Origin of the sequence: Pseudoalteromonas rubra, from assembly GCF_000238295.3 — a bacterium.
GTDB lineage: Bacteria > Pseudomonadota > Gammaproteobacteria > Enterobacterales > Alteromonadaceae > Pseudoalteromonas > Pseudoalteromonas rubra.
In genome coordinates this window covers 1-8428 of sequence record NZ_AHCD03000042.1, presented here as the reverse complement: position 1 = coordinate 8428, position 8428 = coordinate 1, and the positions used below count along the sequence as shown (strand labels likewise).

At 54.5% G+C, this 8428-nt stretch carries 4 protein-coding genes; all 4 read right to left on the bottom strand.

Annotated features, from left to right (window positions below; translation table 11 throughout):
• Positions 1-2936: non-ribosomal peptide synthetase (locus tag PRUB_RS19635; RefSeq protein ID WP_198452393.1), on the bottom strand; the 2936-nt coding region annotated here is incomplete at its 3' end.
• A 45-nt stretch (positions 2937-2981) separates the two neighbouring features.
• Positions 2982-4715 carry a non-ribosomal peptide synthetase gene (locus PRUB_RS26645; protein WP_198452392.1) on the bottom strand — a complete coding sequence of 578 codons (1734 nt, stop codon included), beginning with the start codon at positions 4713-4715 and terminating at the stop codon, positions 2982-2984.
• On the bottom strand, positions 4684-7170 hold the full coding sequence (locus PRUB_RS26640; RefSeq protein ID WP_198452391.1) for a condensation domain-containing protein: 2487 nt from the start codon (positions 7168-7170) through the stop codon (positions 4684-4686). The genes PRUB_RS26645 and PRUB_RS26640 overlap by 32 nt, the downstream gene beginning before the upstream one ends.
• A partial coding sequence (locus PRUB_RS26635) for an AMP-binding protein (RefSeq protein ID WP_198452390.1) occupies positions 7142-8428 on the bottom strand: 1287 nt, incomplete at its 5' end. The genes PRUB_RS26635 and PRUB_RS26640, both read right to left, overlap by 29 nt.

The following is an 8428-nucleotide window of genomic DNA, read 5'->3' as shown; positions in this document are numbered from 1 at the left end:
ACCAGTGCACTGTCTACTTGTGTCTGGCGGCTTAACTGCTGAGCTATCTCGCCCAGCTCAACCCGGAAACCGCGAATTTTAATTTGGTCGTCGGCACGACCCACGAAGGCCAGGTTGCCATCGGCCAGGTAGCGCACTAAATCGCCGGTGCGATACAAGCGTTTCGAGCTGCCTGCCACCTCAGAGTCATAAAATGGATTGTCAATAAAGCGCTCGGCCGTCAGCTCAGGTTGATTCAGATAACCCAGTGCAAGACCGTCGCCACCTACACACAATTCACCCACACTGCCATACGGTACCAGGCTCAGGTCATCACTCAGCACCAGGGCCTGATCGCCATTCAGCGGCGTACCAATGGCAATATCCTGACTTTCATGTAATGTCGGTATCGCGTAACAACAGCTGAAGGTGGTGTTTTCCGTCGGACCATAGCCGTTGATGACTTGTGCCTGCGGTAATGCCTGCTGCACCCGCATCACATCAGCGCCGTGGACTATGTCGCCGCCAGCCAGTACATAACGCAGAGAAGTACGACCGTCACAGTGGTGGCTCCACTCACTGAACAAACCGGCCGTCAGCCACATACTATTAATGGCCTGACTATCAATCAGTGTATTGAGTGCATGAATGTCCAGCTGGTCCTGCGGATACAGCACACAACGTCCGCCATTGAGTAAAGGTCCCCACAGCTCTATGGTTGCCGCATCAAAGGCAATGTTGGCGCTGTGCAGGAATACCGTGTCGCTGTCCAGCGTCATAAAATGCGGCGTGCTAATAAGACGCTGTACCGCACGATGTGGGGTCAGCACGCCTTTGGGCTGACCCGTTGAGCCTGAGGTATAAATCACATAAGCCAGACTGTCACTGCTAACCTCATCCAGAGCGGGGTTGTGCAGCGGATAATCATCCAACTCAAGGCCCGCAATATCTATGGCGGTGCCTGCCTGTTCGCTCATCAGGCTCTGGGCTACTGCAAGACCACTGCCATATCCAATTACTTGCTTCAGGCCAGCATCAACCGCCATATAGCTCAGGCGACTGGCCGGGTAATTCGGGTCCAGTGGCACATACGCGCCACCGGCTTTGAGTATCGCCAGTATGCTCACCACCATCTCTACCGAGCGGCTGCTGCATACCCCAATCAGGGTCCCTGGTGTGATGTGCTGCTCACTCAGCAGGTAATGGGCCAGCTGATTAGCCTGCTGGTTTAGCTCGGCGTAACTAATGGATTGGTTCTGGAACACCAGGGCGGTTGCTTTGGGTGCTGCCGCAGCCTGTTGCTCAAAGGCCTGATGAATGCTCAGTGTGGCATCATAATTTTGTTCGCTCTGGTTTGGTGATACCAGCAAGGCCTGCTGCTCTGTATCAGAAAGCAAGGTCAGAGTGCCCGGTGCCTGCGTGAGCAAGCTCTCACTGTCGCTGTGTGTCAGCGTCGTCAGTAAAGTACCCAGGTGACGATTAAGGGTGTCAATATGTGCTTCGCTGAACAAGGCCGTGTCATAGGTCCAGCACAGCTCAACCCCGGCCTCGCTCAACGCCATATTTACATCCAGGTCAAACTTGGCAACGACCGAGCCATCACTGCGGGGACTCAGCTGAGCCCCACCCAGCGACCAGGCACTGTCTTCGACTTCTCCGGTCAGACCATAATCGGTGCGGGTCGTCAGCATCACCTGAAACAGCGGTGTGTGCGCCGTGCTGCGCGGTACATTCAGCTGCTCAACCAGCTGCTCGAACGGCACATCCTGGTTTGACTGCGCGCCCAGATGGACGGCTTTAACGTGTGCCAGATACTCCGCCAGGGTTGCCTGAGCGGTATTAACATTCAGAACTAAGGTATTGACGAAAAACCCAATTAACGGCTCCAGCTCGGCCTGCATGCGGTTGGCCACCGGCGTACCAATGACGATATCCCGGGCATTACTGTGGCGCGATAACAGCAAAGACAAAGCGCCATGAAGGAGCATAAACGGCGTCAGCCCCTCGGCCTTAGCCAGCGCAGCCAGCCCCTGTGCGACTTCTTTGCTCAGCGTGCTTTTAACCTGGGCTCCCTGATGTTGTTTAATGTCCGGACGCGAATAGTCCAGCGGTAAACTGTGTACCGGCGGGACATCTGCCAGTTGCAGCTGCCAGTACTCAAGCTGCTGTTCAAGCACCGCATCACTGAGGTAATCCCGTTGCCACTGCGCATAATCCGCGTACTGAATGGCCAAAGGGGCCAGTGGATTACTTTGCTTCTGACTGTATGCCTGATACAGCTGGACAAATTCTTTAATCAAGACCTGCATCGACCAGCCATCGGAGGCAATGTGGTGCATGTTGAACAGCAACACCCCTTCGTTGTCTGCAGTCTGAATATACCCGGCACGGATCATCACGTCGCGGGTCAGATCAAACGGCTGATTAAGCTGTTGCGTCATGGCTGTGGCGATGGCCTGTTGCTGCTGCGCTTCGTTGCACATCCGCACATCGTCATAACTGAGGGTAAAGCGGGCGTCCCGACGGATCAGCTGCTCCGCGCCCTGCTCGCCATCACGATAAACGGTTTTAAGCACTTCGTGGCGGTCAATGATGGTTTGTAACACCGCTTCCACCACTGTCAGATCCAGCATACCGCTGACATCAAAGGCAGCTGGCATATTATACTGCGCCGAGCCCTTATGGAGCTGATCAATAAACCACAGGCGCTGCTGGGCAAAAGACAGCGGCGCGATACCCGATGCGACTCTGGGCGTGACTTTAGCGCGCACCTGAGTATTTTGCTGTTGCTCTGAGGCTAAAAATTCAATCAATGCCGCCTTATTTTGTTTTACCTGAGCGGCTATCTGAGGTGTGATTGCACCTTGTCTGGCTTTTGACTTGAGCTTGCCATTGTCGAGATAAAAACTGACGCCCTGTTTTTCTAGTTCTATGATTAACTTTTTAATTGTATTCATTGTTTTCTTCTTAAAATTCTGTCGATTAAATGTCGGACGCCGTGGTTACCATTCCAGCTCTTCACACGCTTCTGTTTGCGTGTCGCGATTAGACTTAAGCTGCAAATATTCAATGTGGACCGCCTGATCGCAGATCCTGGTTGCGTCGTAGAGCTCCTGAATACTGAACTCAATGTTGAAGGTTTCACGCACCTGAGTTGCCAGTTTCACGACCAGCAGCGAATGGCCGCCCAGGTTGAAGAAGTGGCTTTGCGTGCTGATGTCCTGATGCGCTATGCCCAACAGCTGAGACCAGATCTCACACAAGGTCTGCTCAATGTCATTTTCAGGTGCCACATAGGTATCCTGAAGCGCGCTGCTATCAGCTTCGGGCAGGGCTTTTTTGTTCACTTTACCGTTGGCCGTCAGTGGCCAGTCGTCAATCACCACACCCAGCTTAGGCACCATGTAATCCGGTAAAGTTTGTGCCAGCGTAGCCAGCGTCTGAGTCATAAACTCTGGCTGTGCTTGCTCTGCGATGGTCTCAACTGGCTGGACGTACGCCACTAAATAGGTGCCTGCCGGGCCGTTTTTGGCCAGCACCAGTGCACTGTCTACTTGTGTCTGGCGGCTTAACTGCTGAGCTATCTCGCCCAGCTCAACCCGGAAACCGCGAATTTTGATTTGGTCGTCGGCACGGCCCACGAAGGCCAGGTTGCCATCGGCCAGGTAGCGCACTAAATCGCCGGTGCGATACAAGCGTTTCGAGCTGCCTGCCACCTCAGAGTCATAAAATGGATTGTCAATAAAGCGCTCGGCCGTCAGCTCAGGTTGATTCAGATAACCCAGTGCAAGACCGTCGCCACCTACACACAATTCACCCACACTGCCATACGGTACCAGGCTCAGGTCATCACTCAGCACCAGGGCCTGATCGCCATTCAGCGGCGTACCAATGGCAATATCCTGACTTTCATGTAATGTCGGTATCGCGTAACAACAGCTGAAGGTGGTGTTTTCCGTCGGACCATAGCCGTTAATAACTTGTGCCTGCGGTAATGCCTGCTGCACCCGCATCACATCGGCGCCGTGGACTATATCGCCGCCAGCCAGCACATAACGCAGAGAAGTGCGACCGTCACAGTGGTGGCTCCACTCACTGAACAGACCGGCCGTCAGCCACATGCTGTTAATGGCCTGACTATCAATCAGTGTATTGAGTGCATGAATGTCCAGCTGGTCCTGCGGATACAGCACACAACGTCCGCCATTGAGTAAAGGTCCCCACAGCTCTATGGTTGCCGCATCAAAGGCAATGTTGGCGCTGTGCAGGAATACCGTGTCGCTGTCCAGCGTCATAAAATGCGGCGTGCTAATAAGACGCTGTACCGCACGATGTGGGGTCAGCACGCCTTTGGGCTGACCCGTTGAGCCTGAGGTATAAATCACATAAGCCAGACTGTCACTGCTAACCTCATCCAGAGCGGGGTTGTGCAGCGGATAATCATCCAATTCAAGGGCCGCAATATCTATGGCGGTGCCTGCCTGTTCGCTCATCAGGCTCTGGGCCACGGCCAGACCACTGCCATACCCAATCACTTGCTTCAGACCTGCATCAACCGCCATATAACTCAGGCGGCTGGCCGGGTAATTCGGGTCCAGTGGCACATACGCGCCACCGGCTTTGAGTATCGCCAGCATGCTCACCATCATCTCCACCGAACGGCTGCTGCATACCCCTATCAGGGCTTCAGGTGTGATCTGTTGCTCACTCAGCAGGTAATGGGTCCAGTGGCACATACGCGCCACCGGCTTTGAGTATCGCCAGTATGCTCACCACCATCTCTACCGAGCGGCTGCTGCATACCCCAATCAGGCTGTCTGGCGTGATGTGTTGCTCACTCAGCAGGTAATGAGCCAGCTGATTGGCCCGCTGGTTTAGCTCGGCGTAACTGATGGATTGGTTCTGGAACACCAGCGCGGTTGCTTCAGGCGCTGCCGCAGCTTGTTGCTCAAAGGCCTGATGAATGCTCAGTGTGGCATCATAATTTTGTTCGCTCTGATTTGGTGATACCAGCAAGGCCTGCTGCTCTGTATCAGAGAGCAAGGTCAGAGTGCCCGGTGCCTGAGCGAGCAGGCTCGCACTGTCGCTGTGTGTCAGCGTCGTCAGTAAGGTGCCAAGGTGTCGATTAAGGGTGTCAATGTGTGCTTCGCTGAACAAGGCCGTGTCATAGGTCCAGCATAGTTCAACCCCGGTCTCACTCAACGCCATATTTACATCCAGGTCAAATTTGGCCACGACCGAGCCATCGCTGCGAGGACTCAGCTGTGCCCCACCCAGCGACCAGGCACTATCTTCGACTTCTCCGGTCAGACCATAATCGGTGCGGGTCGTCAGCATCACCTGAAACAGCGGTGTGTGCGCCGTACTGCGCGGTACATTCAGCTGCTCAACTAGCTGCTCGAACGGCACATCCTGGTTTGACTGCGCACCCAGATGGACGGCTTTAACGTGTGCCAGATACTCCGCCAGGGTTGCCTGAGCGGTATTAACATTCAAAACTAAGGTATTGACGAAAAAGCCAATTAACGGCTCCAGCTCGGCCTGCATGCGGTTGGCCACCGGCGTACCAATGACGATATCCCGGGCATTACTGTGGCGCGATAACAGCAAAGACAAAGCGCCATGAAGGAGCATAAACGGCGTCAGCCCCTCGGCCTTCGCCAGCGCAGCCAGCCCCTGTGCGACCTCTTTGCTCAACGTGCTTTTAACCTGGGCACCCTGATGTTGTTTAATGTCCGGACGCGGATAGTCCAGCGGTAAACTGTGTACCGGCGGCACATCTGCCAGTTGCAGCTGCCAGTACTCAAGCTGCTGTTCAAGCACCGCATCACTGAGGTAATCCCGTTGCCACTGCGCATAATCCGCGTACTGAATAGCCAAAGGGGCCAGTGGATTACTTTGCTTCTGACTGTATGCCTGATACAGCTGGACAAACTCTTTAATCAAGACCTGCATAGACCAACCATCGGAAGCAATGTGGTGCATGTTGAACAGCAACACCCCTTCGTTGTCTGCAATCTGAATATATCCGGCGCGGATCATCACATCGCTGGTCAGATCAAACGGCTGATTAAGCTGTTGCGTCATGGCTGTGGCGATGGCCTGTTGCTGCTGCGCTTCGTTGCACATCCGCACATCGTCATAACTGAGGGTAAAGCGGGCGTCCCGACGGATCAGCTGCTCCGCGCCCTGCTCGCCATCACGATAAACGGTTTTAAGCACTTCGTGGCGGTCAATGATGGTTTGTAACACTGCTTCCACCACTGTCAGATCCAGCGTACCGCTGACATCAAAGGCAGCCGGCATATTATACTGCGCCGAGCCCTTATGGAGCTGATCAATAAACCACAGGCGCTGCTGGGCAAAAGACAGTGGCAATGCACTATGCTCACCAAGCTGCGGGTCAGTCTGCAGTGCTCTGGGCAGTGCAGTGATCTGTTCACGAACCTTTTCACCGTGATGCGCTGCCACTTCCCGGGCCTGATCTGCAATCGTCGCAGCATTAAACAGCGCTTTGATGGGTAACTCGACGGCCAGCTGCGCTCGCAGCTCAGCGGCCAGTCTTACCGAAAGTAAAGAGTGCCCTCCGAGGTCAAAAAAGTTATCCGTGGTACTGATACGACCGGCCTCTAAATCCAGTAATTGCGCCCAGATCTGGCATAATGCCTGTTCAACCTCATTTGCGGGCGCCACATAGGTACCATGGAGCGCCGAGGTATCCGCTTCGGGCAGTACTTTTTTGTTTACTTTGCCGTTGGCCGTCAGTGGCCAGTCGTCAATCACCACACCCAGCTTTGGCACCATGTAATCCGGTAAGGTTTGTGCCAGCGTGGCCAGCATCTGAGTCATAAACTCTGGCTGTGCTTGCTCTGCGATGGCCTCAACTGGCTGGATGTACGCCACTAAATAGGTGCCTGCCGGGCCGTTTTTGGCCAGCACCAGTGCACTGTCTACTTGTGTCTGGCGGCTCAGCTGCTGAGCTATCTCGCCCAGTTCAACCCGGAAGCCGCGAATTTTAATTTGGTCGTCGGCACGACCCACGAAGGCCAGGTTGCCATCAGTTAGGTAGCGCACTAAATCGCCGGTGCGATACAAGCGTTTCGAGCTGCCTGCCACCTCGGGGTCATAAAATGGATTGTCAATAAAGCGCTCGGCCGTCAGCTCAGGTTGATTCAGATAACCCTGTGCCAAGACCGTCGCCACCTACACACAATTCACCCACACTGCCATACGGTACCAGGCTCAGGTCATCACTCAGCACCAGGGCCTGATCGCCATTCAGCGGCGTACCAATGGCAATATCCTGACTTTCATGTAATGTCGGTATCGCGTAACAACAGCTGAAGGTGGTGTTTTCCGTCGGGCCATAGCCGTTGATGACTTGTGCCTGCGGTAATGCCTGCTGCACCCGCATCACATCAGCGCCGTGGACTATGTCGCCGCCAGCCAGTACATAACGCAGAGAAGTACGACCGTCACAGTGATGGCTCCACTCACTGAACAGACCGGCCGTCAGCCACATGCTGTTAATGGCCTGACTATCAATCAGTGTATTAAGTGCATGAATGTCCAGCTGGTCCTGCGGATACAGCACACAACGTCCGCCATTGAGTAAAGGTCCCCACAGCTCTATGGTTGCCGCATCAAAGGCAATGTTGGCGCTGTGCAGGAATACCGTGTCGCTGTCCAGCGTCATAAAATGCGGCGTGCTAATAAGACGCTGTACCGCACGATGTGGGGTCAGCACGCCTTTGGGCTGACCCGTTGAGCCTGAGGTATAAATCACATAAGCCAGACTGTCACTGCTAACCTCATCCAGAGCGGGGTTGTGCAGCGGATAATCATCCAACTCAAGGCCCGCAATATCTATGGCGGTGCCTGCCTGTTCGCTCATCAGGCTCTGAGTCACAGCCAGACCACTGCCAAACCCAATCACTTGCTTCAGGCCAGCATCGACTGCCATATAACTCAGGCGACTGGCCGGGTAATTCGGGTCCAGTGGCACATACGCGCCACCGGCTTTGAGTATCGCCAGTATGCTCACCACCATCTCTACCGAGCGGCTGCTGCATACCCCAATCAGGGTCCCTGGTGTGATGTGCTGCTCACTCAGCAGGTAATGGGCCAGCTGATTGGCCCGCTGGTTTAGCTCGGCGTAACTGATGGATTGGTTCTGGAACACCAGCGCGGTTGCTTCAGGCGCTGCCGCAGCTTGTTGCTCAAAGGCCTGATGAATGCTCAGTGTGGCATCATAATTTTGTTCGCTCTGATTTGGTGATACCAGCAAGGCCTGCTGCTCTGTATCAGAAAGCAAGGTCAGAGTGCCCGGTGCCTGAGCGAGCAGGCTCGCACTGTCGCTGTGTGTCAGCGTCGTCAGTAAGGTGCCAAGGTGTCGATTAAGGGTGTCAATGTGTGCTTCGCTGAACAAGGCCGTGTCATAGGTCCAGCA

Bases quoted from the DNA above. Each gene is read 5' to 3' on its own strand.
- PRUB_RS26645 (WP_198452392.1), bottom strand. From the start codon at position 4,715: ATGTGCCACTGGACCCATTACCTGCTGAGTGAGCAACAGATCACACCT.